Genomic DNA, 26,602 nt, shown 5'->3' on the forward strand with positions numbered 1-26,602 from the left:
TGGTCAGCCGCCGGAGCTGCCCTTGCTGATGCCGCTGTCGCCGCTACCACCGCTGCCGCCACTGCTGCCGAAGCCGCCGCGGTCGACGCCGCCGCTCCCGCTGCCGCCGCTGGTCGAGGAACTGCCGGAGCCCTTGCCGGACTTCTTGCTGAAGGAGCCGCCCGAGACCCAGCTGCCCTTCTTCTTGCCGCCGTAGTAGTAGGAGCCCTTGGTGGCGGTGGAGGACTTGCAGTTCTTGTCGGCGACGACCTGGTAGCCCTTGCCGAGGGTGTAGCTGTCGCGGTCGACGCACCGCTTGTCGGGGTCGGAGGAGCAGGCGGTGAGGGCCGCGGCGAGCAGCCCTACCCCGCCGAGTGCGACCGTGCCCGAGCGAAGTTGCCGGCGTGTGTCCGCCATGGTGGTGTCTCCCCGTTGGTCAGGCCGTGGGCCTGGTGTGCAGTTGTCCGGCGGACAGCCTAGAGATCAGTAAGAGTGCACCCCGAGGCAGGCCCGCCCTCACCGCCTCGCCTAAGGTCGCTTTGTGCTCTTTGGAATGGTGTGCGCCCTGGGCGCCTCGGTCTGCTTCGGTACGGCCACCGTGTTGCAGGCGATGGCGACGCGAGAGGCGGGTCCGGGCGAAGGCGACGGTGCCGGCGAGGGAGCGGCGTTCGCGGTGACGCTGCTGCTGCGGGCGGTGCGGCAGTGGCGGTACATCGCGGGGTTGGCGCTGGACGGGCTGGGATTTCTGTTGCAGATCGCCGCGTTGCGGTCGGTCCCCATCTACGCGGTGGGCGCGGCGCTCGCGTCCAGTCTTGCGGTGACGGCGGTGGTCTCGGCGCGGCTGCTGCGGGTGCGGTTGAGCGGGAGCGAGTGGGGCGCCGTCGGGGTGGTGTGCGCCGGGATGGCGTTGCTGGGGATCGCGTCCGGCACGGAGGGTGACCGGGGCGGGCCCGCGGCCCTGAAGTACGCGCTGCTCGGGACGGCCCTGGCGGTGCTGGGGCTGGGGCTGCTGGGCGGGCGACTGCCGGAGCGGGGGCGGGCGTTGGCGCTCGGGCTGGGGGCGGGGTTCGGGTTCGGGGTGGTCGAGGTGGCGGTGCGGCTGATCGACTCGCTCGCCCTGCCGGACCTGATCGCCAATCCGGCGGCCTACGCGCTTCTCGTCGGTGGGGGCGCGGCCTTTCTGTCGCTGACCTCGGCGTTGCAGCGGGGGTCGGTGACCGCGGCGACCGCCGGGATGGTGATCGGGGAGACGATCGGGCCCGCGCTGGTGGGAGTGGTGTGGCTCGGGGACCGTACGCGGGAGGGGCTGGGGTGGGTGGCGGTGCTGGGCTTCGCCGTGGCCGTCGCGGGGGCGCTGGCGCTGGCCCGGTTCGGGGAGGCACCTGCGAATTCCGCCCCGGATTCGATCTCCTGAATTGTTGAAAAGTTACTCGGGGTACGGCTCGACAGAATAAGCCAAGGCGACCGAAAGGCCGATAAAGAGCCACGATACGGACATTCGAAAAACGTCGTTGAATATTTGAACGTGATGTGAAGGCATTGCGTACTGGGTGGCGTGAGCAGTAATCCCGTCACCGTCACCGTGGCCTATCAGGTGGTGCCGGGCCGTGATGCCGACTTCCACTCGTGGGGGTGGGCCATGCTGGCCGCGAGTTCGCGGCAGCCGGGTTTCCTGGGGGGTGGCGTCCTTGTCGACCGAGAGGCGGAGTGGCATGTGGTCTATCGCTTCGCCAGCGAGGGAACGGCCCGGGCCTGGGAGGATTCGACCGCCCGGACGCAGTGGGACGCCCGGGTGGTGGGCTTCGCCCGGCAGACGGAGCGCAGGAGCGTGCGGGGCACCAAGGTGTGGTTCGATTCCCAGACCACTGCTCCGAAGGCACCCGCACCGCCGGCGAAATGGAAACTGTGGTTCGTGAACATGAGCGCGGTCTTTCCGCCGGTGCTCCTGTTCAATCTGATCGTTCTTCCTTATCTGGGCGGACTTAATCCGCTCGTCCGCACGCTGCTGTTGTGCCTATGCGTGACGGCTCTGGTCACCTGGATTCTTATGCCCCGGCTTCAGCGTTTCTTCAAGAAATGGCTGTATCCACCGCTCCAGGCACTTCGCGGACGGCACAAAAGACGGACCGCATAGGTCCGGAACGAACCGAGGGAGGTGGGCGGGTGAAGACCCTGCTCATCGACAATTACGACTCGTACACGTACAACCTGTTCCAGCTGGTCGCCGAGGTCAACGGCGAGGAACCGGTCGTGGTCCTGAACGACGCCGTCGACTCGATTCCCGATCTCGGGACGTATCTCGCGGAGTTCGACAACGTCGTCGTGTCGCCGGGGCCCGGGCATCCGGGCCGGCCGCGTGATTTCGGCCTGAGCAGCGCCGTCATCGCACAGGCGCGCATTCCCGTACTGGGAGTGTGCCTGGGACACCAGGGAATCGCGCTCGGGGAAGGCGCTTCGGTGGAGCCCGCCCCGGAACCGCGGCACGGGCATCTGTCGGCGGTCCGGCACGACGGACGGGATCTGTTCCGGGGGCTGCCGCAGGGTTTCACCGCGGTCCGCTATCACTCCCTGGCCGTGTCCGAGCCGCTTCCCCGGACGCTGGAGGCCACCGCCTGGGCCGAGGACGGGGTGGTGATGGGGCTCAGGCACCGGAGCCGGCCGTTGTGGGGGGTGCAGTTCCACCCGGAGTCCGTGCTCACCGACTTCGGTCACCGGATGCTCGTCAACTTCCGCAATCTCACGGCGGAACGGGCCCGTAAGCCGCGCACGAAGAACACCGCGGTCACCCCGGACGCGGCGGCCGTCCCCCGGCCCGCGCCGGTGATCCCGCGCCCCCGGCGGGCCACCCCCGCCTACCGGCTGCACACCCGGCGGATCGCGGGCGCGGTGGACGCGGAGGCCGCGTTCACCCGGATGTACGCGGCGTCGAAGCGGGCGTTCTGGCTGGACAGCGCGCTGGTCGAGGAGGGGCGGGCGCGGTTCTCGTTCTTCGGTGACGACACGGGGCCGCTGGCGGAGTTCGTGCGGTACGACGTGGAGAGCGGCCGGTGCGAGATCGAGCGGGCCGGCCGGCCGCCGCGGAAGGTGTCGGCGAGCGTCTTCGACTATCTGGGGCGGCAGTTGAAGAGCCGTCGGGTGGACGGTGGCGGGCTGCCGTTCGACTTCACCGGGGGCTATGTCGGCTACTTCGGCTACGAGACGAAGGCCGACTGCGGATCGCCGAACCGGCACTCCTCCGAAGTCCCGGACGCCTGCTGGCTGTTCGCCGACCGGTTGATCGCCGTGGACCATCTGAAGCGGTTCACCTACGCGGTCTGTCTCGCCGAGGACACCCCGCAGGCCGCGCGGGAGGCCGAGGACTGGCTGGAGGGCGCGCTGGCCCAGCTGACCTTCGTCACCACCGAGCCGCAGCAGACGGCACCCGCCACGCAGCCCGATCCCGACCTCGGGGCCGCCGAGCCGTGGCTGGTGCGGGACCGGGCGACATACCTCGCCGACATCGAGGCGTGCCGGCGGGAGTTGCGGGCGGGGACCAGTTACGAGGTCTGTCTGACGAACGCGGCCCGGTTACCCGCACCGCCGGACGCGTACGAGTTCTACCGGGTGCTGCGCCGGGTCAACCCGGCTCCGTACGGGGCGTTTCTGAGGTTCGGGGACGTCGACGTGGCCGGTTCGTCGCCGGAGCGGTTTCTGCGGATCACCCGGGACGGGATCGCCGAGGCCCGGCCCATCAAGGGCACCGCACCGCGTGGGAGCGGTCCTGAGGAGGACGCCCGACTGCGGGACGCGCTGGCCTCGGACGCCAAGACGCGGGCCGAGAACCTGATGATCGTCGACCTGCTCCGCAACGACCTGGGGCGGGTGTGCCGGACCGGTTCGGTGCGGGTGACCCGGCTGATGGCCACGGAGACGTACGCGACCGTGCACCAGCTCGTCTCCACCGTGGAGGGGCGGCTGCGGGAGGGCACCGACGCGGTGCAGTGCGTACGGGCCTGCTTCCCCGGCGGTTCGATGACCGGGGCGCCCAAGCTGCGCACGATGGAGATCATCGACTCCCTGGAGACGGAGGCCCGCGGTGTCTACTCCGGTGCTCTCGGCTACCTGGGGTGCAGTGGGGGCGCGGATCTCAACATCGTGATCCGTACGGCGGTGTTCGCGGACGGGCTGATGCATCTGGGGGCCGGGGGCGCGATCGTCCTCGACTCCGATCCGGTCGCCGAGTACGACGAGATGCTGCTGAAGACGGCGGCCCAGATGCGCGCCCTGCACCTGTACACGGCGGACCGGATAGCGGAGCAGCGACAGCGGACGACGGCTCGCGACGACGCACATCGCGGGCACGCGGGCACGGCCACGGTCAGGGCCACAGCCGCCAGCACCGCCGCCACCGTAGCCACAGCCGCTACCACGGCCGCCACCACCGAGGAGCCGGTCCGATGACGACTCCGCATACCGTGCTGCCGCCGGCCGACGCCGCCACCTCCGACACCTCCGACACCTCCGGCACCGACCCATCTGGCCCCTCCCATACCTCCAATACCGCCACCGGCACCCCCGCCTCCCACCCCTCCGACACCCCCGGCAATCTCGCCGCCCAGCTCGCCGATCTCGCCGAGCGGCGCGGTTGGGGCGGGCGGCCGGCCTTTCATCAAGGGCACCGGGTCTGGACCCACGGTGAGGTGCACGCCCTGGCGGCCGGGGCGGCGAGTGTGCTGGCCGGGTACGGCGTGCGGCCGGGTGACCGGGTGGTGCTGGCGTTGCCTGACGGGATCGCGTGGGTGACGGCCTTCCTGGCCGTCGCGCGGGTCGGGGCGGTCGCCGTGCTGGTCAACCCCGAACTCCCGGCGGCGGACCACGCGTTCGTGGCAGCGGACACCTCGGCCGTGCTGTGTGTGACGGGGCCGGGGCTGGAGGACAGGTTCGCCGACCGGGCGCGGCTCGGTGCCGACCAGCTGCTCGCGCTCACCGCCTCCGCCGAACCGGCCCCGGCTCATCCGGTGGACGCGCACGCGCCGTTGTACGTGCAGTACACGTCGGGCACCACGGGCCGCCCCAAGGGGGTCGTGCACACGCACGGCGACCCGAAGGCGTATCACGACCTGATCGGGCGGCGGCTGCTGCGGATCACCGGGGACGACGTGACGCTGTCGGTGTCGAAGCTGTACTTCGCCTACGGATTCGGGAACGCGTTCGTCTTCCCGCTGTTCTCCGGGTCCTCGGCCGTGCTGGTGGACCGGCGCCCGAACCCGGCCGCCGTGGACGAGCTGGTGGCCCGGCACCGGGTGACGCTGCTGTACTCGGTGCCGTCGGCGTACGCGGCGCTCGTGGCCGACCGGGGCAGCGGGCACGAGGCCTGTTTCGCCTCGGTGCGGGCCGCGGTGTCGGCCGGTGAGGGGCTGCCGGAGGAACTGGGCAAGCGGGTCACCGAGTTGCTCGGCGCGCCGGTGCTGGAGCAGATCGGCTCCACCGAGGCCGGTCACGCCTTCTGCGCCAACAGCTTCGACCACAACGCTCCGGGCACCGTCGGGCGCCCCGTGCCCGGCTTCGAGGTGGAGCTGCGTGACCGCGCGGGCCGTCCGGTACCGGACGGTGTGGAGGGCGAGCTGTGGGTGCGCGGTCCGACGGTGACCCCGGGCTATCTGAACCGGCCCGAGGAGACCGAACGCACCCTGGTCCGCGGCTGGTTGGCCACGCACGACCGGGCGGTGCGGGAGCCCGACGGCGCCTACCGGCATCTGGGCCGAGCCGACGACATGGAGATGGTCGGCGGCATCACCGTCTCCCCGCTGGAGGTGGAGGCCGTGCTGCGCACCCACCCGGCGGTGAAGGAGGTCGCGGTCGTGGCCGTCATCGACGGGACCGGGGTGGGCCGGCTGCGGGCGTTCGTCGTACCCGCCGCTCAGAGGGACAGCGCCGAACTCCCAAGCCCCCCAGGCCCCCAAGGCACCCAGCGCCCCCGAGGACTCCAGCCCGCCCAGGGCCTCCAGAACCTCCAGAACCTCCAGGAGGAGCTGTTGAAGCTCGCCCGCGAGCACCTGGCCGCGTTCAAGGTGCCCAGGAGCGTCAGCCTCGTCCCCTCCCTCCCCCGCACCGCCACCGGCAAGCTCCGCCGCCACCTGGTCCGCCAAGGCGCCTGGTGACCCGGCAACGAAAGCACCCCGGACGCGCCCCCGCCGGCACCCTCAACTCCCCCTCCCCCAACATCCCCGCCCTCACCCCCATCTCCCCCATCTCCCCCGACACCCCCACAACCACCCCCACCGCAGAGAGGAACAGCCCCATGCGAGAGCAACAACCCCCCTTCGCCGACCGGGGGTTCTACCTGGGCCCGGTGTTCCGCCGGGCGGCCGATCGGCACGGCGCTGTGTTCGTCACTCTGGACCGGCCGCTGGACACCCACCCGGGACTCGGTGTCGACCTCACCTACGCGGTGCTGGCGGAGGTCGTCGAGGAGTTGTCGGGGCGGCTGTGGGAGGCGGGGGTACGGCCCTCGGAGCAGGTGGTCCTGCACAAGACGGACAACGTCGACATCGTGCTGCTGACCTGCGCGATATCCCGGATCGGCGCGGTGCCGGTGCTGCTCTCCCCCGGTCTGGCCGGTGAGGTGGCCGGGGAGCTGATCGAGCGGCTCAGGCAGCCGTGGCTGGTGACCGACCGGGCCAAGCTGGAGGGTCCGCTCAAGGGGGTCGGGCTGCGGGTCCGGCAGGTCCTGTCCGTGGACGAGGCGCCGGGGGCCCACCGCCTCGCGGAGTACGCCGGTTCCGAGCCGCCCGCTCCGGTACGCCTGCATCCGCGCGAACCGGCGCTGATCACCCACAGTTCGGGCACCACCGGGCTCCCCAAGCTGGCCGTGCACTGCGCGAACACCATGTGGAACCGGCTCGTTCCGCAGAAGGCGATGGGCTGGCCGACGCGTGGGGAGACGGCGGCGCTGCACATGTCGTTCGTGCACTCGCGCTTCTACCATCTGCTCGGCGTGCTGCTGCACTTCGGCAGTCCGCTGGTGCTGATCACCGACCCGGACCCGGCCGCTGTGGGACCGCTGCTGACCAGGCACCGGCCCGGGATCGTGGAGACGCACCCCAACACCTTCGTGCTGTGGGAGGAGTTGGCCGACGCGCCCGGGGCGCCGCTCGCGCGGGTGCGGTCGTACGGCTCGACGTTCGACGCGATCCATCCGCGCACGGTACGGCGGCTGCTGGACGCCTCGAAGCGCCGTACGCCCTGGCTCGTCCAGCTGTACGGGCAGAGCGAGACCGGGCCGGTCGCCTTCCAGTGGTTCACCCGGCGCAGTGCAGCCCGGGCGGACGGCCGGCGGGTCGGCATCGGGATACCGGGCTTCACCCGGGTGCGGGTCACCGGCTCCGACGGACGGCCCGCGGCACCCGGGACCACCGGGCGGATCGAGGCCCGCACCCGGGGCCGCATCCTCACCTACCTCGGCATGCAGGACCGCTACGAGCGTCAACTCAACGACGGCTGGTGGGAGATGGGTGACATGGGCTACCGCAGCCGCCTCGGCACCCTGCATCTGATCGACCGGGAGATCGACCGGATCGACTCCGTGCACAGCAATCTCGAGGTCGAGGACACCCTGATGGAGCGCCTGGAGGAGCTGCGTGAGGTGGTCATCGTGCCGGGGGCGGACCGGGAGCCGGTGCCGGTGGTGTGTGTGCGGGGCGAGCGGCCGCTGGACCCCGAGCGGTGGCGGGAGGCGACGGCCGATCTGCCGGCGATGGCCGAGCCCAGGCAGTGGCGGTTCGAGGAGCTGCCCATGACCGCGACCTGGAAGGTGAAGCGGGTCGAGATCACCCGGATGCTCGCGGAGGGTGCGCGCACGTGACACCGGTCGTGGTGGTCGGCGCCGGGCCCGTGGGCCTGTCGGCGGCGCTGGCGCTGCGGGCGCGCGGGCTGCCGGTCGTGCTGCTGGAGGCGGACCCGGAGGACCGTGAACGACCGGGCAGCCGGGCCCTGTTCGTGCACCGCGAGACCCTCGCGCTCCTCGACGGGATGCGGCCGGGGCTGGCCGGCGAGATCACCTCGTACGGGCGGACCTGGCAGACCCGCCGGACCCTGTACCGGGGGCGCGAGGTGTACTCCCGCACCCATCCGCCGAGGCCGGGCCCGCCGCCGTTCACGAGCCTGCGCCAGGTCGACACCGAGCGTTTCCTGCGGGCGGCGTGCGAGGGAGCGGGGGTGGAGTTCGTGTGGGACACCCGGGTGCTCGACGTCCGCACCACCGCGTCCGGGGCGTGGCTGAGCTGCGGGGACGGCCGGGAGTGGAGCTGCGAGTACATCGTGGCGGCCGACGGCGCCCGGTCCGCCGTGCGGGGCGGGCTCGGTATCGCCATGGAGGGCGAGCGCGGCGAGGGATTCCACGTGGTCGTCGACGTGGCCGATGTGCCGGGCGCCGAGCTGCCGTTGGAGCGGGTCTTCCACTACGAGCATCCGGGCACCGGGGGCCGCAGTGTGATGCGGGTGCCGTTCACCGGGGGCTTCCAGGTCGACCTCCAGTGCCGGGACGACGACCAGGAGGAGGACTTCGGCACCGAGGAGGCCGTACGGCGGTGGCTGCCCGCGGTCGTGGGCGAGGGGTACGACGAGCGCGTCCTGTGGGTGTCGACGTACCGCTTCCTGCGGAAGGTGGCCGCGTCCTTCACCGATCCGCACCGGCGGGTGCTGCTGGTCGGGGAGGCGGCGCATCTCTTCCCGCCGTTCGGGGCGCGGGGCATGAACAGCGGCATCGCGGACGCGGCGGCCGCGGCGGAGGCCGTCGCGGAGGGGACCGTGGAGGCGTTCGCAGGGGTACGACGGTCCGCCGCGCTGTTCAACAGTGCCGCCGCCGGTACCGCGCTGGACCATCTGCGGCCCCGGCGCCGGATCGTGCGGGTCGGGCAGCGGGCGGCCGCGGCGCTGGCGCCGGTGCTGCCGTGGTGCGGGTCGTGGCTGGAGCACGCGCCGTACGGGCCGCGGCACGGATCGCCGGTGGTCGCCGGCGGCAAGTACTGAGGAAGGAACGGCTGTGACACAACCGGTCATCGCTCAGGGGCTGTTGGCGTGGTCGCCGAGCCGTGGGCTGACCCCGGCGGCGGAGGCGACGGCGCCCTTGCTGGTCGCTGACTCCTGGCTGGTACGGGACGGCAGGGTGCGCGGGCTCGAACGGCACCGGGAGCGGTTCCTGCGGTCCTGCGGGGAGGTCGGCGGGCCGCCGTTGCGCAGGCTGCTGGAGTTCTGGCGGGACATGACCGACGCCCTGCCCCGCACCGGAGAGTGGTTCCCCCGGGTCGAGCTGGCCCCCGAGTTCCGTACGGGGACGGCGGACCCCGAGTCGCACGCCTCGCCCCGGGCCCTGGAGCTGCACCTCCTGTTGCGGCACGCTCCCCCGCTGGGGACCGACGTACGGGTCTGGGCTGCGGGTCAGTCCGATCCGCGGGCCGTGCCCCGCCGCAAGGGGCCGGACCTGGGCGCGCTCGCCCGGGTTCGGGAGCGGGCGTCCGGTGCGGGCGCGGAGGAGGCGGTGCTGGTCGCGCCGTCCGGCGCCGTGCTGGAGGCGGCCACCGCCAGCGTGCTGTGGTGGGAGGACGACACCCTGTGTCTGCCGCCGCCCCGGCTGCCGGTGCTGCCCGGGGTGACCGTGGCGCTCATCCAGGACCGGGCCCGGCGCGAGGGCCTTCGTGTCGACCACCGCGAGCGGACCGTGGCCGAGTTGGACGGCCGTGAGGTGTGGCTGGTCAACGCGCTGCACGGGATCCGGCCGGTGACGGGCTGGATCGGCGGGCCGCTCGAAGCGGCACCGGCGAGGCGCGCCCCGGAATGGCGGGCGTGGCTCGACGACATCATGGAGCCGCTGCCGGAGAAATAGAGAACCGGGAAAGAGGGAACCGGGGGAAAGGGAAACCAGGGAACCGGGAACCGAAGAAAGAGAACCGAAGGAACGGGCATCGGGAATTCACGCCGATGCCCGTGTTCCCCGTTATTTCTTGACCGGCTGATAACCCCCGGGAACCATCCGGGTCGCGATGGCGATCCGGTTGTACGCGTTGATGACGGTGGCCGCCCAGATCAGCGCCGCGAGCTGTGTCTCGTCGAAGACCTCGGCGGCTTCGGCGTAGACGGCGTCCGGGACCTGGCCGTCGTGGACCAGGGTCACGGACTCGGTCAACGCCAGTGCGGCGCGCTCGCGTTCGGTGAAGAAGGGGGTCTCCCGCCAGGCGTTCAGGGCGTAGATCCGCTGCTCGGTCTCGTCCGCGGCGCGGGCGTCCTTGGTGTGCATGTCGAGGCAGAACGCACAGCCGTTGAGCTGCGAGGCGCGGATCCGGATCAGTTCCAGGAGTTCCGGTTCGACCTTGGCCTCCTGGGCCGCGGAAACGGCGGCGGTGTGCAGGGAGCCCATCGCCGCGGACACGTGGGGGGTGATTTTCTTCAGGGCCACACGGGATATGGCTGCGCTATCGCTCATGGGGTGACTCTATCCGCGCGACCGTATTCGGGAATAGCGGATCGCTGGAATCGGCCGCGTTATTCGGGCAACACCGCGCACAGCGCTTCGAGCGCTCCGGACCAGGCGTGGTCCGGCGGGGTCCCGTAGCCGACGACGAGCGCGTCGCGCCGCTCGACGGCCGCCTGCGGGTGCTGGTAGCGGTCCAGCGCGTGCACCGCGAGGCGCTGCCAGGCCGCCGCCCGCAGCACCGCCGGCTCGGTGCCCGCCGGCAGTCGCAGCACCACGTGCAGTCCGGCCGCGATCCCGGTGGCGTGGACCCGCGGGGCCCGCCGTGCCAGCTCGGCGACCAGGGCGTCACGGCGGCGCCGGTAGCGCAGCCGGGCGGCGCGCACATGACGGTCGTAGGCGCCGGAGGTCAGGAACTCGGCGAGGGTCAGCTGGTCCAGGGACCCGCAGGTGTCGGCGTGGCCCTTGGCCGCGAGCACCGGCTCCATCAGGTCGGGCGGCAGCACCAGCCAGCCCAGTCGGAGGCCGGGGGCGAGGGACTTGCTGGCGGTGCCCGCGTAGACGACGTGGTCGGGGTCGAGGCCCTGGAGGGCGCCGACGGGCTGGCGGTCGTAGCGGAACTCGCCGTCGTAGTCGTCCTCGACGACCAGTCCGCCGGTGCGGCGCGCCCAGTCGACGACGGCCGCCCGGCGGTCGCGGTGCAGGGTGCCGCCCATCGGGAACTGGTGGCCGGGGGTGAGCAGCACCGCGCCCTGGCCGGTCAGCTCGCCCGGGTCCGTGCCGCGGTCGTCGAACGGCAGCGGGGCGGTGCGCAGGCCCGCCGCCGCGAGGAGGTTCCAGTGCACGTCGAGGCCGTACGACTCCACAGCGACCGTGCGGGCACCGCGGGCCCGCAGCACCGCGCCGAGCAGGCGCAGGCCGTGCGAGAAGCCGGCGCACACCAGGATGCGGTCGGGGTCGGCGCGTACGCCCCGGGCGCGGGAGAGGTAGCCGGCGAGGGCGGTGCGCAGTTCGATCCGGCCGCGCGGGTCGCCGTAGTCGAGGGCCTGGTAGGGGGCCGTGGCGAGGGCGCGGCGGGCGGCCTTCAGCCACTCCGTGCGCGGGAAGGAGCCGAGGTCGGGGGTGCCGGGGATGAGGTTGTGGGTGGGGTGCGCGGGTTCACGGGGGCGGGGTGGAGGTGGGGGCGCGGGTGAGGTGCCGGTCGGCGGGGCGCCCGTACCGGCCCGGCGTCCGGCGGGCGCGGGAGAGACCCTCGCGGGACCGGCACCTGTGGGAGCGGCCCGCGCGGCACCGGCACCCGTGGGAGTGGCCCTCGCAGGAGACACCCCCGTTGGAGAAACCCTCGCCGGAGCGATCCCCATCGCCACACGCGTACCGGAACCCTGGCGGGCGGTGAGCCAGCCCTCGGCGACGAGGTCGGCGTAGGCGTCGGCGACCGTGTTGCGGGCGACGCCCTGGTCGGCGGCGAGGGTGCGGGAGGAGGGCAGCCGGGTGCCGGGGGCGAGGCGGCCGGTGCGGACGGCCTCGCGCAGGGCGTCGGTGAGGCCGCGCCGGATGCCTGGTCCGGTGGGTTCCAGATGCAGGTCGACGCCGAAAGTGGCCCAGGGTTTCGCCATGGAAGTGGACCATACTCCTGGGCTGCCTCGATCCTAGGGTCGAGACATGACCACTGAAGAGATCACCGAGTACGCGGCCGAGCGGCCGGCCAGGTTGAGCTGGGCCCAGCTGGCCCCCGACGTCTACAAGGCGATGGCGCGTCTCGACACGGCCGCCAAGAAGGGTCTCGACCCCCGTCTGGTGGAGCTGGTGCGGCTGCGCGCGTCCGCGCTCAACCACTGCGCGTTCTGCCTCGACATGCACACCAAGGACGCGCTCGCGGCGGGCGAGAGCGTCCAGCGGATCGTGCAGCTGAACGCGTGGGAGGAGTCGCGGCACTTCTACACGGACAGGGAGCTCGCCGCGATCGAGCTGACGGAGGCGGTGACCGTCCTGACCGACGGTTTCGTGCCGGACGCGGTGTACGAGAGGGCGGCCAAGCACTTCGAGGAGGCCGAGCTGGCGCAGCTGATCGCCACGATCGCGGTGATCAACGCATGGAACCGGTTCGGCGTGACCTCCCGTATGACTCCGGGCCACTACGAGGCCGGGAAGCACCAGTGAGCCGTACGGACCTGCTCGACCGCGAGGTCGGCCGGGCCCTGTCCGCGGTGAGCGCGACCGCCAAGCGGGGGCTGGGCGATCCGGCCCTCGCCGAACTGGTCGTCATCCGGGCCTCGCAGCTCAACCACTGCGCGTTCTGCCTGGACATGCATCTCGCGGTCGCCCGTGAACAGGGGGTGAGCGAACGGAAGTTGGAGCTGCTCGCCGCCTGGGAGGAGGCCGAGGGCGTCTTCGACGAGCGGGAGCGGGCCGCGCTCGCGCTGACGGAGGCGGTGACCGTGCTGACCGACGGCTTCGTGCCGGACGCGGTGTTCGAGACGGCCGCCAAGCACTTCGACGAGAGTCAGCTCGCCCATCTGGTCGGGCTGATCGTCGCCATCAACAACTGGAACCGGGTGATGGTCAGCCGCCGGACCCCGCCGGGGGGTCACCAGCCGTGAGCAAGGTCGAGGTCTTTCGCGCACTGCACAAGGGCCGGCTCCCGGGCGATCCGCTCGTGCTGCCCGGCCCCTGGGACGCGGCAAGCGCGCGGGTGCTGGAGGAGGCCGGGTTCCCGGCGCTCGCCACGCCCAGCGCGGGGGTCGCGGCCTCGCTCGGGTACGAGGACGGGTCCACGCCGGCCGACGAGATGTTCGCTGCGGTGGCGCGCATCTCCCGGGCCGTGGACATCCCCGTGTCGGCCGACGTCGAGGACGGATACGGGCTCCCGCCCGGGGAGTTGGTGGAGCGGCTGCTGGAGGCGGGCGCGGTGGGCTGCAACCTTGAGGACTCCCACCGGGGCGTTCTCAAGGACCCGCGCGAGCACGCCGACTGGCTCGCCGAGGTGCGGTACGCGGCCGCTGACCGGCTGTTCGTCAACGCCCGCGTGGACACGTTCGCCTGCCGCGCCCCGCAGGCGAAGTCCGGACAAGGCCCCGAAGGCGCCGACCCAACCCCCGGACCGGCCACCGGACAGGCCACCGGACCCGAGCAAGCCGCCGAGCAAGCCGCCGAACAGGCCATCGAGCGAGCCGCGTTGTACGTCGCCGCGGGCGCCGACTGCGTCTACCCGATCGGCGCCCCGGCCGCCGTACTGCCCCTGCTGCGGTCCGGGATCCAGGGCCCGATCAACGTGGGCGGCCGGCTGGACGGCAGGGGCCCCTCGCCCACCGAACTCGGTGAACTCGGGGCCACCCGCGTCACGTTCGGGCCGGGACTCCAGCGCTGGGCCGCGCTGGCGCTCCAGGGCATGGCCGACGAGCTGAAGCGGTAGGGGTGTTCAGGACAGCCACGCCTTCCACGTGGACTCGTGGCTGTCCACCCACCTCTTCGCCGCCTTCTCCGGGGTCAGCTTCTGGTCGGCGATCATCAGGGAGACCTCGTTCTGGTCCTCGGTCGTCCACTTGAACTTCTTCAGGAAGGCCGCCGCCTTGCCGCCGCTCTTGGCGAAGTCGGTGTTGAGGTACTTCTGGAGCGGGGTGTGCGGGTAGGCGCAGGCGACCTTCGCCGGGTCCGCGTCGCAGCCCTCCTTGTAGGCGGGCAGCTTCACCTCGGTCATGGGGACCTTCTTGAACAGCCACTGGGGGGCGTACCAGTAGGTCAGGAAGGGCTTCTTCTCCTTGGCGAACTGCCGCATCTGGGTGATCTGCGCGGCCTCCGAACCGGCGAACACCACCTGGTAGTCGAGGTCCAGGTTCTTCACCAGCGCCTTGTCGTTGGTGACGTAGGACGGGGAGCCGTCCATCAGCTGGCCCTTGCCGCCGCTCTCCGCCGTGCGGAACTGCGAGGCGTACTTGTCGAGGTTCTTCCAGTTCGTGACGTCCGGGTGCTGCTCGGCGAAGTACGTCGGCACGAACCAGCCGATGTGCCCGGTCACGCCGAGTCCGCCGCCCGGCGTGATGGTCTTCTTGTCCTTGACGTACCGCTGTTCCTGCTCGGGGTGGCCCCAGTCCTCCAGGATCGCGTCGACCCGGCCCTGGCTGAGCGCGTCCCAGGCGGGCACCTCGTCGACCTGGACGGTGTCGACGCGGTAGCCGAGCTCGTGCTCCAACAGGTACTGGGCGACGGCCACGTTGGCCTGCGCGCCGACCCAGGACTGCACGGACAGGGTGACGCTCTTGGCACCCTGGGCGTTGGCGAACGGCGAGGCCTGCTTGGTCATGTCGGCGGCACCGCAGCCGGTGAGCAGCAGCAGGGCGCCGACTCCGGCGACGAGACGTCCTCGCATGTCAGGCTCCCTTCCTCTTGCTGCGTTCGGTCGGTTGCGTCACCCGGTCGAGCATCAGGCCGAGGCAGACGATGGCCGCGCCGGCGACCAGTCCGGTCGCCAGGTCGCCCTGGGCCAGGCCGAAGACGGTGTCGTAGCCGAGTGCGCCACCGCCGACCAGGCCGCCGATGACGACGACGGCGAGGACCAGGACCACGCCCTGGTTGACGGCGAGCAGCAACTCGGGCCGGGCGAGCGGGAGTTGGACCTGGCGCAGTTGCTGCCAGCTGGTCGCGCCGAGCGAGTTCGAGGACTCCATCGCCGCCGGGTCGACCTGGCGCAGGCCCTGGGTGGTGATGCGCACGACGGCGGGCAGGGCGTAGACGACGGCCGCCGCGGCGGCGGGCGCGCGGCCCACGCCGAACAGGGCGACGACCGGGATCAGGTACACGAACTGCGGCATCGTCTGGAAGACGTCCAGGACGGGTCGGAGCATCCGTTCGAAGCGGTCGCTGCGGGCCGCCGCGATGCCGATCGCGAAGCCCAGCACGAGGGTGACGGCGACGGCCGCGAGGACCTGGGAGAGCGTGTCGAGCGACGGCTGCCACACCCCGAGCACGCCGATCGCGGCCATGGCGAGGACCGCGGTGAGCGCGGTGCGCCAGGTGCCGATCAGCCAGGCCAGGGTGGCGACGACGAGCAGCACGGACCACCAGGGCAGCGCCTGGAGTCCGTCGCGGACCGGGTCGAGGACCCAGGTGGTGAAGTGGGCGGCCCAGTCGGCGGTGCCGCCGATGACGGGGACCCCGGAGTAGAGGTGGTCGGTCATCCAGTCGACGGCCCGGTTGACGGGCTCGGCGATGCTCACCGTCCAGGCGTCGGGCCAGTCGAGACGGCCGAGCAGCCGCCCGGCGACCGCCACGGCGACAGTCCCGGCGAGGGCGTACGCCCATCCGGCGCGCCCGGGGCGCTCGGCACCGTCGTCCGCCGTGCCCGCCGCGCCGGTCACCCGGTCGAGGACCACGGCGAGCAGCACGATCGGGATGCCGGCCGCGAGGGCCGCGCCCACGTCGACCGAGGCCAGCGCCTGGTAGACGCGGTCACCGAGGCCGCCGGCGCCGATCACGGAAGCGATGACGGCCATCGAGAGGGCCATCATGATCGTCTGGTTGAGGCCGAGGAGGAGTTCCTTGCGGGCCAGTGGGATACGGGCGGTCAGCAGCCGCTGGCGGGCGGTGGTGCCGAGCGACTCGACCGCCTCCAGCACCTCCTTGTCGGCTCCGCGCAGCCCGAGCGCGGTGAGCCGGGCCATGGGCGGGGCGGCGTAGACGACGGTCGCGAGGACCGCCGCGGGGACGCCGATGCCGAAGACCAGGACCACCGGGAGGAGGTAGGCGAAGGCGGGCAGCACCTGCATGGTGTCCAGGACCGGGCGCAGGATCTTGTCCATACGGCGGGACAGCCCGGCGGCGAGCCCCAGCACCGTGCCGACCAGGACCGAGGCGAGCACGGCGACGACCATCAGGGCGAGGGTCTGCATGGTGGGGACCCACATGCCGAGCAGCCCGCAGGCGAGGAACGCGGCCGCGGTGCCCAGGGCGAGCCGCACCCCGGCGACCCGCCACGCGACGAGGGCGCCGAGCGCGGTGACACCGGCCCAGCCCGCGCCGAGCAGGACGAGATAGACGGCGCGTACGGAGATCACGACGGCGTTGCTGACGTAGCCGAAGAAGTAGAGGAACAGGGGGTGGCTGTCCCGGTTGTCGATGATCCAGTCGCTGGCGCCGGTGAGCGGCTTGGTGAGGTCGACGGTGAGGGCGTCCGGCCAACTGCCGCTGGCCCAGCGGGCGTTGGCGAGCGGGACGAGGATCGCGGCGGCGAGGGCGATGAGGAGGAGCTTGTGGACGGCCCGGTTCTTGAGCAGCCCGGTGGGGAGGGCGCGGGGCGTGGACGCGGTGACGGTCGCCATCAGACGGCCTCCTTGCGGAGCTCCGTTCCGGCGACCACCCGGAGCAGGCGCTCGTGGTCGACGACGCCCAGGCAGTGGCCGTTCTCCACCACGCACGCCGGGCGGCCGCTGTCGGCGACGACCTTGATCGCGTCGGCGACCACCGAGTCCGGGGCCAGTGCGCCGGGGTGGGCGGGGCCCGCGCAGTCGCCGGGTTTCATGGCGCGGCGGACCGTCATGACCTGTTCGCGCGGGACGTCCCGGACGAACTCGCGGACATAGCCGTCGGCCGGGGAGCCGACGATCTCCTCCGGGGTGCCGAGCTGGACGACCTTGCCGTCGCGCATCAGGGCGATACGGTCGCCGAGCTTCAGCGCCTCGCTCAGGTCATGGGTGATGAAGACCATCGTGCGGCCCTCCTCGCGGTGCAGCCGCACGACCTCCTCCTGCATGTCCCGCCGGATCAGCGGGTCGAGCGCGCTGAACGGCTCGTCGAACAGCAGGACCTGGGGGTCAACCGCCAACGCCCGGGCCAGGCCGACGCGTTGCCGCTGGCCGCCGGAGAGCTGGGAGGGCCTGCGCTGTTCCATGCCCTCCAGGCCGACCTTGGCGACGACCTCGGCGGCCCGCGCCCGGCGCTCGGCCTTGCCCATGCCCTGGATCTCCAGGCCGTACGCCACGTTGTCGAGGACCGTGCGGTGCGGGAGGAGGCCGAAGTGCTGGAAGACCATCGCGGCGCGGTGGCGGCGCAGTTCGCGCAGCCGGGACTTGTCCATCGCGCGGACGTCCTCGCCGTCGATGCATATCGTGCCCGCGGTCGGCTCGATGAGCCGGGTCAGACAGCGCACCAGCGTGGACTTGCCGGAGCCGGACAGGCCCATGACGACGAAGACCTCGCCCTTGCGGACGTCGAAGCTCACATCGCGCACGGCGGCCGTGCAGCCGGTGAGGGAGCGCAGTTCGTCGGGGTCGAGGGCGGACAGCTCGGGGTCGTCGGGGACCCGGTCCGCCTTGGGGCCGAAGACCTTCCACAGGCCGTCGACGGAGAACACGGGGTTGTCCGTCGTCGGCGGCTTCTCCATGGTCGCGGTCGTACTCATCACGCACCACCTCCCAGCAGGTCTACGGCCTTCTCGCCGACCATGAGCACCCCGATCATGGGGTTCACGGCGGTCATGGTCGGGAACACGGACGCGTCGGCGATACGGATGCCGTCCAGGCCGCGGACCCTCAACTCGGGGTCCACGACGGCCAGTCGATCGTCGGCGGCACCCATACGGCAGGTGCCCGCCGGGTGGTACACGGTGTGCGCGACCTTGCGGGCGTACTCGCTCAGCTCCTCGTCGCCGGTGACGTCGGGGCCGGGGCACACCTCCCGCTTCAGCCAGCCGGCGAGCGGTTCGGTGCGCGCGATCTCGCGGGCGATCCTGATGCCGTCGACGAGGGTGCGGCCGTCGTAGTCGTCCTCGTCGGTGAAGTACCGGAAGTCGAGGGCGGGTTTGACCCGTGGGTCCGCGCTGGTCAGGTAGAGGCGGCCGCGGCTCTTCGGCTTGGGGATGTTCGGGGTCATCGAGACGCCGTACGCGGGGCGTTCGTAGCCGAGGCGCTCCGGGTTGTCCGTGAAGGGGATCTGGTAGAAGTGGAACATCAGGTCCGGGCCCGGGTGTTCGGGGTCGCGGCGCACGAACAGGCCCGCGTCGGAGTCCATCGCGGAGTTCTCGGGGAGGGGTCCGTTCGTCTCCCAGACGATGACCGACTCGGGGTGGTCGAGGAGGTTCTCGCCGACGCCCGGGAGGTCGTGCACCACCGGGATGCCGAGCGCTTCGAGGTCCTCGCGCGGGCCGATGCCGGAGTGCAGCAGCAGCCGGGGCGAGTCGACGGCCCCGGCGCACAGCAGGACTTCGCGACGGGCCCTGATCAGGGTCTCCTCGCCGTCCTTCGAGCGCACGCGCACGCCGTCCGCGCGCGTGCCGTCCAGCTCCAGCTGGTACGCCCAGGTCTCCAGCAGGATCGTGAGGTTGGGGCGCTCGTCCATCACCGGGTGCAGATACGCCACCGACGCCGAGGAGCGCTTGTTGTTCTCCGGGTGGTAGGCCAGGTCGAAGAAGCCGACGCCGTCGTTGAAGGGCTTCTTGTTGAAGCCCTCGATGCGGGGGACGTCGAGGGATTTCCGCGCCGAGTCGACGAAGTCGCGGGCGATGGCGTTCCGGTCCTTCTCGTCGACCGGGACGATGTTGTTCTTCAGCCGCGCGTAGTACGCCTCCATCGGCACGGCGCCCCAGCCCTTGGCACCGGCCGACTCCCACTCGTCCCAGTCGGAGGGGAGCGGCTTGAAGGCGATGAGGGTGTTGTGGGAGGAGCAGCCGCCGAGGACCCGGGCGCGGCTGTGCCGGATGTGGGAGTTGCCGCGCGGCTGCTCGGTGGTGGGGTAGTCGTAGTCGAGGTCGCCGCCGAGCAGGCCCATCCAGCGGCGCAGGGTCAGGACGTCGTCCCGGTCGACGTCACTGGGGCCGCCCTCGATGACGGCGACCGTGGTGTCGGGGTTCTCGGTGAGGCGGGAGGCGATGACGGAGCCGGCTGTTCCGCCGCCGATGACGACGTAGTCGTACTCCTGTTTGATCTCGGACATGGGGGTACTCCAGGGAGGTCTGGGGAGGGAGAGACGGCGCGTGGGCTCAGCCGGCGAACCAGCGCACCGGCTTCGGTGCCAGGTTCTGGTAGACGTGCTTGGCCTCGCGGTACTCGGCGAGTCCCGCGGGGCCGAGTTCGCGGCCCACTCCGCTCTTGCCGAAGCCGCCCCACTCCGCCTGCGGGAGGTAGGGGTGGAAGTCGTTGATCCAGACGGTGCCGTGGCGCAGGCGTCCAGCGACCCGGCGGGCGCGGCCCGCGTCGGTGGTCCAGACGGCTCCGGCGAGGCCGTACTCGGTGTCGTTGGCGAGGGCGATCGCCTCGTCCTCGGTGCGGAACGTCTCGACGGTGAGGACCGGCCCGAAGACCTCCTCGCGTACGACCCGCATCTCGCGGTGGCAGCGGTCGAGGACGGTCGGCTCGTAGAAGTAGCCGTCGGCGGGGCGTTCGGCCGAGGGCTCGGGGCGCTGGCCGCCGGAGCGCAGCACCGCGCCCTCGGCGAGCGCGGAGGCGACGTACGACTCGACCTTGGCGCGCTGCTGCTCGGAGACCAGCGGCCCGCACTCGACGCCGTCCGCGGTACCGCGGCCGAGGCGGATCTTCCCGGCCCGGCGGGCGAGTTCGGCGACGAAGCGGTCCCGGACGGACTCCTCGACGATGAGGCGGCCGCCCGCGGAGCAGACCTGGCCGCTGTGGATGAAGGCGGCGTTGAGGGCCTGGTCGACGGCGGTGTCGAAGCCCTCGGGGGTGGCGCAGGCGTCGGCGAAGACGACGTTGGGGTTCTTGCCGCCGAGTTCGAGGGCGACCTTCTTCACCGAGACGGCCGCCGCCTGGGCGACCTTGGTGCCGCTGACCAGCCCGCCGGTGAAGGAGACGAGGTCGACGTCGGAGTGCTCGGCGAGCCGGGCGCCGACGGTGTGGCCGGGCCCGGTGACGATGTTGGCGACGCCCTCCGGCAGCCCGGCCTCGGCCAGCAGCTCGATGAGCGCGATCGTCGTCATCGGGGTGATCTCGCTCGGCTTGACCACGAAGGTGTTGCCGGCCGCGAGCGCCGGGGCGATCTTCCAACTGGCCTGGAGCAGCGGGTAGTTCCAGGGGGTGATCAGCGCGCACACACCGACGGGTTCGTGTACGACGACGCTGTGGACGTCGGTGGAGCCGGCGTCGACGACCCGGCCGGGCGACTCCCCGGCCACCAGGTCGGCGAAGTAGCGGAAGGCGTCGGCGACACAGTCGATGTCGACCCGGCCCTCCTCCACGGTCTTGCCCGCGTCCCGGCTCTCCAGGAGGCCGAGTTCTTCGCGGTCGCGTACGAGGAGGTCGGCGACGCGGCGCAGCAGTGCGGCGCGTTCGGCGACGGGAGTGAGCGGCCAGACGCCCTGGCCGCCGTCGAAGGCCCGGCGGGCGGCGGCGACCGCCAGGTCGGTGTCCTTCTCGTCACCCTCGGCGACCACGGCGAACGGCCGCGCGTCGGCGGGGTCGATGATCTCGCGGGTGGCTCCGGAGACGGCTGCACGCCACTCGCCGCCCGCGTGGATGGTCTGCGGCTCCTGCCGCGCCTGCTGTCCGGCCATGATCGGTGTTGCCTTCCGTTCCTGTTCAGTGCCCCTGTGTCACACGCGTGTCACTCACGGGGACCGTCACCGCCTGCCCCCGGGTCTCGATTGCATGCGCAATCGACGGCCGAAAGTGCGCCGGGTCACTGAACATGCGGACAAAATGGGCGAAACGTACGCTGGACGTGCCCACCGTGGAGGTGACGCCATGGCACGGAGAGTGTTGGTCTGTACGGCGGCGAGCGCGGCGCTGCTGCTGTCACCGGCCCTGGTCCCGGTGGCCGCGGCCGCCGATGATCCGAGCGCGCGTGAACTCGTGGACCAGGCGAAGGAGAACCTCCTCGACGCGAGGTCGGTCCATCTGGAGCTGACGGACCGGGGCGCGGACACCCGCACCAGCAAGACCCAGCCGACCTCGATGGATCTCGCCCTCGACCAGGACGGCAACTGCGCCGGGTCGCTGCGGATGGGCTCGGGCGGCGGCAGCGTCGAGATCGTCAAGCGGGGCGACGAGGTGTGGATGAAGCCGGACACCGCGTTCTGGAAGGCGCAGGTGCCGGGCGCTCAGGGCGACGCGGTGGCCGAGCTGTTCAAGAACCGCTACATCCACGGCTCCACCAACGACGCCATGCTCAAGGGAATGGCCGACACCTGCGATCTGACCTCCTTCCAGAAGGACATCACCGACGACTCATCCGACGCGGGGCGGCTGACCAAGGGCGCGGAGACGAAGGTCGACGGCACGGACGTGATCCCGCTGAAGGGCACGTCGGAGGGCAAGCAGGCGGTGCTGTACGTGACTTCGGACGCGCCGCACCGGCTGGTGCGGGCCACACAGAAGGGCGGCGGGACCGACATGACCCTGTCCTTCTCGGACTACGGCAAGCCGGTGCCGTCGAAGACACCGTCGGCGGACGACAGCGTGGACGTCGGGAAGCTCCAGGACGAGTTGCAGAGCGTGTGACCCGGCGGGCCGCGCTCAGCCGGCCGACGCCCGCTCGCAGGTGCCGGGGGCGCAGAAGCCCTGCAAAGCGGTGGTCAGGAGGTCCAGTTCGTCCTCGCGGCCGTCGTTCTCCAGGCCGTACGCGGCTATCGCGTAGATGAGGCCGTCCTGGGCGACGAAGCGTTCGTCGTAGACGTGCCAGGGGCCGATGTCCGGTTCGCCGCTGAGGGTGTCGGCGAGGTACTCCAGCCGCTCACCGGTGAACTGGCCGTCCTCGACGGGCCGCAGCCCGAGTTTCTCGAAGCCGTCGGGCTTGGTGGTCTCGTCGGAGAGGTACAGCGCGAAGGACGCCCCGGGCGACTCCTCGGCCACCTGGTACACCTGGAGTCTGCGTTCGCTGTCCGGGCTGCGGTAGTTGACCACGTCGATGCCGTACCGGGACCCGACGGTGCTGCGGGTCCAGCCTTCTGGGCGCGCGATCCGGAACCCCTCTTCGTCCTCGTACAGCTCGTAGCCCGCGGGGAGTTCGGGCGTGGAGGGGAGCGGGGAAGCGGACTCTTCTTCGGGCTCGGGGGTCGGCGAGTCGTAGGAATCGCTCTGCTGCGAGACGACTTCGGTGGGGGACGGGCTCGTGTCGCCGCCTGCCTTGTCGTCCTTGTCGCCGCCTCCCACGACCGAGGTCAGCACGAGGGTCACGGCGACGGCGACGGCCGCGGCACCCACGACGACGGACCAGACGAGCCGCCGGTTCGCCCCACCGGCCGGTGCGGCGGGCGCGGCGGGCGCGGCCTGATCCCCGGCCGCCCAGGAGACCCCGGACCACTCGGCCGCCGGGCCCCCTCCCCCACCGACCTGCTCCACGGACGACCAGCCGCCGTCCACGGTTCCGGGACCGTGCCAGGTGCTGCCGGCACCGAGACCGGGCCCTGCGCCTGCTCCCTCCCCTGACCCTGCCCCCGCCCCGGGCCAGCCGGCGGATGCGGTGACCGAGGACGGCGCGGAGGACGCCTCCGAAGACGACCCGGTCGAGGCGGTCGGCCCGGTCGAGGCGGTCGGCCCTGTGGAGGCGGTCGCCCCGGCAGCCCCCGCGGTCACGTCACCGGACGCACCGCCGTCCGCCCGCCAGGGCCACGACGAAGTCCCGCTCGTACCCGACCCGTTGGAGGCTCCGCCCAAGGTGGGCCAGACCGAAGCCCCGCTCGCGTCGCCGGGACCCGCGTCCGCCCCGGCCGCCGGGGGCCACACCGGTGAGACCAGTTCCGTGGACGGTGTCCCGCCGCTCGCCGACGCCGTAGGCACGTCCGCCGATGTCCCTCCGGCCGCCCCTTCGCCCAGCGCGGCCGGAGGCCACACCGGTACGTCGTCCGACCGGACCGGCGCCTGCGGAGCCACCCCTGCACCCGCACCGGAAGCCGCACCCGACTCCCCGTCACCCTCCTCCCAGCGCTGGGTCTCCTCGTCCCAGTACCGCGCTCCCCCGCTCACCGCACCCTCCTCGAACACCGGCAGCGCACGCCGCCGTTCAGAACAAGCCACCCCCACCCAACAGCCCACCGCACCCCGCTACAAGCCCAGAGCCCCGGCAACCCCACTGAAGCCGAGGCGAATCTCAGGACGCCGGCGGATCCTCCCCGACCAGGCCGTCGATCGACTCCCGGATCAGGTCGGCCTGTCCGAGATGGCGGGCGTACTCCTCGATGAGGTCGATCAGGACGCGCCGCACACTGGGACCGCGCCCGTCCGGCCAGTCGAGCCGGACGGGTTGGTCGACACCGCCCTCGGACAGCACCTGCCGGAGGTTCACCCGGGACCGGGACACGGCCGCCGCCCAGAGGCCGTACACCTCCTCCGGGCTGTCGGAGGCGGCCGACCGCCACTCCCAGTCGGGCTCGGAGTCCCAGTCGACCGCGTCCCACGGCGGTCCCAACGCGGTACCGAGCAGCCGCCGGGTCAGGTACTCGTCCTCGACGAGCGCGAGGTGCTTGAGCAGGCCGCCGAGCGTCATCGCCGACGGCGCGAGCCGCTGGTTCAGCCCCGCCGCGTCCAGGCCGCCGGTCTTCCACCCGAAGAGTCTGCGCGACCGCTCCAGGGAGCCGATCAGCGTGTCGACCTCGCTCCCCGCGACCGGCGGCTCCAGCGGAATCTCCTCGATCTCCTGAGTCATGCCACGCAGGTTACGGGCCAGGACTGACAACCCGACCCGCCGTCGGCGCATCCCTGTGGACGACGCCAATATCTTTGACTACAGTCAAAGATTATGACCCCGGTGACGACAGAGCACGTGGCGCGGTTCCGCAGTTTCAACCGCTACCTCACCCGCCGGATCGGCGTCCTCGACGACCACTACCTCGGCCAGGACCGCCCCCTCGGCGAGGCCCGGCTGCTCTTCGAGGTCGGGGAGGGCGCCTCGCTGCGCGAGTTGAGGAGCCGGCTCGGTCTCGACGCGGGCTACCTCAGCCGGATGGCGAAGACCCTCCAGGCCCAGGGCATGGTCCGGATCAGCGTCCACCGGGACGACAGCAGGCTGCGCGTGATCGAGCTGACCCCGGCCGGTCGCGCGGAGGTCGAGGAGCAGAACCGCCGCGCCGACGCCTTCGCCGCCGGTCTCCTCGATCAGCTCACCGCCGACCAGCGCACCCGGCTCACCGAGGCGATGGGCACCGCCCAGCACCTGCTGCGGCTGGCCGGCATCACCGTCGTCCGCGTGGACGGCGCCCACCCCGACGCCCGCGCCTGTCTGGACGCCTACGCCGCCGACCTCGACGCCCGCTTCCCCGAGGGCTTCGACAAGGCGGACCTGGTGCGGCCCGAGGAGGTCTCCGGGGACGCGGGCGCGTTCTTCGTGGCGTACGAGGAGGGGCGTCCGGTGGGCTGCGGGGCGCTCAGGCGGCTGGAACCGCGCATCGGCGAGCTCCGCCATGTGTGGGTGCACCCCGACGCCCGCCGCCTCGGCCTCGCCCGACGGATCCTCGCGGCGCTGGAGGAGGAGGCCGTCGTACGGGATCTCGCAGCCCTGCGCCTGGACACCCACGCCTCGCTCACCGAGGCGCAGACGATGTACCGGGCGTGCGGCTACCGGGAGATCCCGCGGTACGTGGAGCACGTATACGGCGACTACTGGTTCGAGAAGCGCCTGACCGGGCCCGCCCGAAGAGGTTCCGCGTCCGGATAATCGCGCACTATCGCGTCCAGCCGAAAACGAGTACTATCGCGTTCTGGCCGCCGTTGAGCCCAACTCCCGGCCCCCGTATGCCCGTTGTCCCGAGGAGCCGCCGTGCCCGCTCTCCTGAACCCGGTTCTCGGCATCCTCCTGCTCCGCCGCGCCATCGCCGAGCCCGAGCCTGTCGCCCCGCCGGCGCACACCCCGCCGGCCGAGCACCGGCACCACTCCCTCACCGGACAGCGGGTGCGCGTGCGGTGCCGGGAGCGCAGGGCGAGCCGGTGTCTGCCAACGGCCCCCAGGGGTACGACGGTTCACCCGCACACCGTACGCGCGCGGACCGGAGGAGCACTCACCCGCACTCCGTGCCCACTGGGCAGAAGGAGGCCAGCGCCCTGGTGAGCGGCTCGCGCACCAGGTCCGGTTCGAGGGACTCGGGGCCCGCGGCGCGGATCGCGTACAGCGTCCCGTCGGCGGCCTCGAAGCGGTGGTCGACGACCTGGCGGGCGCCGAGGTCCGAGTCGTCGTAGCGATAGGAGACCTCGCTCCAGGCGGTGCCGGAGTCACGGCCGAGGACCTGGTAGCCGGGCTGTTTCGCGAAGCCGTAGCCGGGGTCGTTCTCGGCCTGGTCGAGGGAGTCGGCCGGGGTGTCCTCGGCGAGCCGGAAGATCTGGATCCGGCGTCCGTCGGAGGGGTCGTCGTAGGTGACGACGGGAGCGAGTTCGCCCTGCTTCTCGGTGCGGGTCCAGCCCTCGGGCACGTCGATCGAGTAGCCGACCGGGTCCTGGGTGCGCCGGTAGCCGGCGGCCGTGGACAGCGAAGGCGTGGGAGTGGGCGTCGGCGTCGCCGACGAGGTGGGTGTGTCCGAAGGGCTGGGCGTGTCCGACGAGGACGCGCTGACCGTGACACTCGCGGCCGGACCCGCCGCCGTACCGGAACCGGAACCGCCGGCGGAGCTGGTGGAGGTGTCCCGGATGAGGAACCAGATACCGACGCCGACCGCCACCCCGACCAGGACGGCCAGGGAGACCGCGGTGAACACCCGACGGGCGCGGTGCGGCGGCTCCGCGGTGACCACCGTCGGTGCGGGTGTCCAGGGCGGCGCGGCCGAGGTGTGCGCCTGGGCCGTCACCCACGGCGGCGGGGCCGAGGGCTGCGCCTGGGCCGTCGCCCAGGGCGGTGGCGTCAGCGCGGACTGGGTCTCGGCCGTGGCCCACGGCGGCCGTTCCGCCGTCCCCGCCTGTTCGCCCGCTCCCGTCCCCGCCCGTGCCTGCTCGCCCGCTTCCGGCCGCGCCCCCGCCTGTTCGCCCGCTTCCGGCCGCGCCGGGTCCGCGGGCACGGAGGTCTGGGTCTCGGCGGCCGACCACGGCGGCGCGGTCCCCGTCTCCCCCGAACTCCAGGCCGCCCGGCCTCTCTCCTCGCTCGGCTCGTGCTCCGCTCCGGAATCGGAGCTGTGACCGTTCCACCCGTTCATCGCGAACCCCCCGCATCACGCCACCGGGTACCGCTATGACGGTAGGGCGAAAAACGGCCACGGGCCCCACTCCGGAAGGAACCGGAACAGGGCCCGCGCAGGCTCGTGACAGAGCCGTCGAG

At 72.1% G+C, this 26,602-nt stretch carries 24 protein-coding genes; 13 read left to right on the top strand and 11 right to left on the bottom strand.

Annotation, left to right across the window (positions count from 1 at the left end):
• Positions 1 to 3: 3 nt before the first annotated feature.
• Entirely contained in the window at positions 4 to 396 is a 393-nt protein-coding gene (locus G3I78_RS12310) for a hypothetical protein (protein ID WP_164423496.1), read from the bottom strand.
• Between the two features lie 136 nt (positions 397 to 532).
• On the opposite strand from G3I78_RS12310, the gene G3I78_RS12315 reads away from it, so the two are divergent.
• The 7 genes from G3I78_RS12315 to G3I78_RS12345 all read left to right on the top strand — a co-directional run bounded on the left by G3I78_RS12315 (position 533) and on the right by G3I78_RS12345 (position 9,841).
• Positions 533 to 1,393, top strand: a complete 861-nt coding sequence (locus tag G3I78_RS12315) for a hypothetical protein (protein ID WP_164424170.1) — start codon at positions 533 to 535, stop codon at positions 1,391 to 1,393.
• Between the two features lie 141 nt (positions 1,394 to 1,534).
• Positions 1,535 to 2,113, top strand: a complete 579-nt coding sequence (locus tag G3I78_RS12320; protein WP_164423498.1) for an antibiotic biosynthesis monooxygenase — start codon at positions 1,535 to 1,537, stop codon at positions 2,111 to 2,113.
• A 29-nt stretch (positions 2,114 to 2,142) separates the two neighbouring features.
• Entirely contained in the window at positions 2,143 to 4,419 is a 2,277-nt protein-coding gene (gene pabB / locus G3I78_RS12325) for an aminodeoxychorismate synthase component I (protein WP_164423499.1), read from the top strand.
• The gene (locus G3I78_RS12330; protein ID WP_164423501.1) at positions 4,416 to 6,119 is read left to right on the top strand and encodes an AMP-binding protein; all 1,704 of its coding nucleotides are present in this window, start codon (positions 4,416 to 4,418) and stop codon (positions 6,117 to 6,119) included. Before pabB ends, G3I78_RS12330 begins: the two co-directional genes overlap by 4 nt.
• 140 nt (positions 6,120 to 6,259) lie before the next feature.
• The gene (locus G3I78_RS12335; protein WP_164423503.1) at positions 6,260 to 7,822 is read left to right on the top strand and encodes an AMP-binding protein; all 1,563 of its coding nucleotides are present in this window, start codon (positions 6,260 to 6,262) and stop codon (positions 7,820 to 7,822) included.
• A complete protein-coding gene (locus tag G3I78_RS12340) occupies positions 7,819 to 8,988 on the top strand; it encodes an FAD-dependent oxidoreductase (protein ID WP_164423505.1) in 1,170 nt (389 codons plus the stop codon). Before G3I78_RS12335 ends, G3I78_RS12340 begins: the two co-directional genes overlap by 4 nt.
• A gap of 13 nt (positions 8,989 to 9,001) precedes the next feature.
• Positions 9,002 to 9,841, top strand: a complete 840-nt coding sequence (locus tag G3I78_RS12345; RefSeq protein WP_164423507.1) for an aminotransferase class IV — start codon at positions 9,002 to 9,004, stop codon at positions 9,839 to 9,841.
• A gap of 111 nt (positions 9,842 to 9,952) precedes the next feature.
• On the opposite strand, the gene G3I78_RS12350 is transcribed toward G3I78_RS12345, so the two are convergent.
• Both G3I78_RS12350 and G3I78_RS12355 read right to left on the bottom strand, forming a co-directional pair.
• Positions 9,953 to 10,438, bottom strand: coding sequence for a carboxymuconolactone decarboxylase family protein (locus G3I78_RS12350; protein ID WP_164423510.1), 486 nt, complete (start codon positions 10,436 to 10,438; stop codon positions 9,953 to 9,955).
• 59 nt (positions 10,439 to 10,497) lie between these two features.
• The gene (locus tag G3I78_RS12355; protein ID WP_164423512.1) at positions 10,498 to 12,042 is read right to left on the bottom strand and encodes a PLP-dependent aminotransferase family protein; all 1,545 of its coding nucleotides are present in this window, start codon (positions 12,040 to 12,042) and stop codon (positions 10,498 to 10,500) included.
• Positions 12,043 to 12,088: 46 nt separating this feature from the next.
• Here G3I78_RS12355 and G3I78_RS12360 point away from each other — a divergent pair, with 46 nt between their 5' ends.
• From G3I78_RS12360 to G3I78_RS12370, 3 genes are read left to right on the top strand one after another with little or no spacing between them, the layout of a single operon-like run.
• The gene (locus G3I78_RS12360; protein ID WP_164423514.1) at positions 12,089 to 12,586 is read left to right on the top strand and encodes a carboxymuconolactone decarboxylase family protein; all 498 of its coding nucleotides are present in this window, start codon (positions 12,089 to 12,091) and stop codon (positions 12,584 to 12,586) included.
• Positions 12,583 to 13,026, top strand: coding sequence for a carboxymuconolactone decarboxylase family protein (locus G3I78_RS12365; RefSeq protein WP_343243730.1), 444 nt, complete (start codon positions 12,583 to 12,585; stop codon positions 13,024 to 13,026). The genes G3I78_RS12360 and G3I78_RS12365 overlap by 4 nt, the downstream gene beginning before the upstream one ends.
• Positions 13,023 to 13,838 (top strand): isocitrate lyase/phosphoenolpyruvate mutase family protein, encoded by an 816-nt coding sequence (locus G3I78_RS12370; protein ID WP_164423517.1) that lies wholly within the window; start codon positions 13,023 to 13,025, stop codon positions 13,836 to 13,838. The genes G3I78_RS12365 and G3I78_RS12370 overlap by 4 nt, the downstream gene beginning before the upstream one ends.
• A gap of 6 nt (positions 13,839 to 13,844) precedes the next feature.
• Here G3I78_RS12370 and G3I78_RS12375 read toward each other — a convergent pair whose 3' ends face one another.
• Genes G3I78_RS12375 through G3I78_RS12395 form a run of 5 tightly spaced genes read right to left on the bottom strand, consistent with a single transcriptional unit; the run spans position 13,845 to position 20,921 of the window.
• Positions 13,845 to 14,792 carry an ABC transporter substrate-binding protein gene (locus G3I78_RS12375; RefSeq protein WP_164423518.1) on the bottom strand — a complete coding sequence of 316 codons (948 nt, stop codon included), beginning with the start codon at positions 14,790 to 14,792 and terminating at the stop codon, positions 13,845 to 13,847.
• Position 14,793: 1 nt separating this feature from the next.
• A complete protein-coding gene (locus G3I78_RS12380) occupies positions 14,794 to 16,740 on the bottom strand; it encodes an ABC transporter permease subunit (RefSeq protein WP_164423519.1) in 1,947 nt (648 codons plus the stop codon).
• The gene (locus G3I78_RS12385) at positions 16,740 to 17,819 is read right to left on the bottom strand and encodes a glycine betaine/L-proline ABC transporter ATP-binding protein (protein ID WP_164423521.1); all 1,080 of its coding nucleotides are present in this window, start codon (positions 17,817 to 17,819) and stop codon (positions 16,740 to 16,742) included. The genes G3I78_RS12380 and G3I78_RS12385 overlap by 1 nt, the downstream gene beginning before the upstream one ends.
• Positions 17,819 to 19,348 carry a GMC oxidoreductase gene (locus G3I78_RS12390; RefSeq protein ID WP_164423526.1) on the bottom strand — a complete coding sequence of 510 codons (1,530 nt, stop codon included), beginning with the start codon at positions 19,346 to 19,348 and terminating at the stop codon, positions 17,819 to 17,821. The genes G3I78_RS12385 and G3I78_RS12390 overlap by 1 nt, the downstream gene beginning before the upstream one ends.
• 46 nt (positions 19,349 to 19,394) lie before the next feature.
• A complete protein-coding gene (locus G3I78_RS12395) occupies positions 19,395 to 20,921 on the bottom strand; it encodes an aldehyde dehydrogenase family protein (RefSeq protein ID WP_164423527.1) in 1,527 nt (508 codons plus the stop codon).
• Positions 20,922 to 21,111: 190 nt separating this feature from the next.
• Here G3I78_RS12395 and G3I78_RS12400 point away from each other — a divergent pair, with 190 nt between their 5' ends.
• Positions 21,112 to 21,867, top strand: coding sequence for a hypothetical protein (locus G3I78_RS12400; RefSeq protein WP_164423528.1), 756 nt, complete (start codon positions 21,112 to 21,114; stop codon positions 21,865 to 21,867).
• Positions 21,868 to 21,882: 15 nt separating this feature from the next.
• On the opposite strand, the gene G3I78_RS51930 is transcribed toward G3I78_RS12400, so the two are convergent.
• Positions 21,883 to 23,331 (bottom strand): hypothetical protein, encoded by a 1,449-nt coding sequence (locus tag G3I78_RS51930; RefSeq protein ID WP_343243731.1) that lies wholly within the window; start codon positions 23,329 to 23,331, stop codon positions 21,883 to 21,885.
• Positions 23,332 to 23,455: 124 nt separating this feature from the next.
• Positions 23,456 to 24,010 carry a DinB family protein gene (locus G3I78_RS12410; RefSeq protein ID WP_164423529.1) on the bottom strand — a complete coding sequence of 185 codons (555 nt, stop codon included), beginning with the start codon at positions 24,008 to 24,010 and terminating at the stop codon, positions 23,456 to 23,458.
• Positions 24,011 to 24,103: 93 nt separating this feature from the next.
• Here G3I78_RS12410 and G3I78_RS12415 point away from each other — a divergent pair, with 93 nt between their 5' ends.
• On the top strand, positions 24,104 to 25,018 hold the full coding sequence (locus G3I78_RS12415; RefSeq protein WP_164423530.1) for a GNAT family N-acetyltransferase: 915 nt from the start codon (positions 24,104 to 24,106) through the stop codon (positions 25,016 to 25,018).
• Positions 25,019 to 25,358: 340 nt separating this feature from the next.
• Here G3I78_RS12415 and G3I78_RS51935 read toward each other — a convergent pair whose 3' ends face one another.
• Positions 25,359 to 26,048 (bottom strand): hypothetical protein, encoded by a 690-nt coding sequence (locus tag G3I78_RS51935; protein ID WP_239157779.1) that lies wholly within the window; start codon positions 26,046 to 26,048, stop codon positions 25,359 to 25,361.
• On the opposite strand from G3I78_RS51935, the gene G3I78_RS51940 reads away from it, so the two are divergent.
• The gene (locus G3I78_RS51940; RefSeq protein WP_239157780.1) at positions 26,041 to 26,463 is read left to right on the top strand and encodes a hypothetical protein; all 423 of its coding nucleotides are present in this window, start codon (positions 26,041 to 26,043) and stop codon (positions 26,461 to 26,463) included. The two genes, G3I78_RS51935 and G3I78_RS51940, sit on opposite strands and share 8 nt — an antisense overlap.
• The last annotated feature ends 139 nt before the right edge of the window (positions 26,464 to 26,602 follow it).

Source organism: Streptomyces sp. SID13726 (genome assembly GCF_010548375.1).
Lineage (GTDB): Bacteria > Actinomycetota > Actinomycetes > Streptomycetales > Streptomycetaceae > Streptomyces.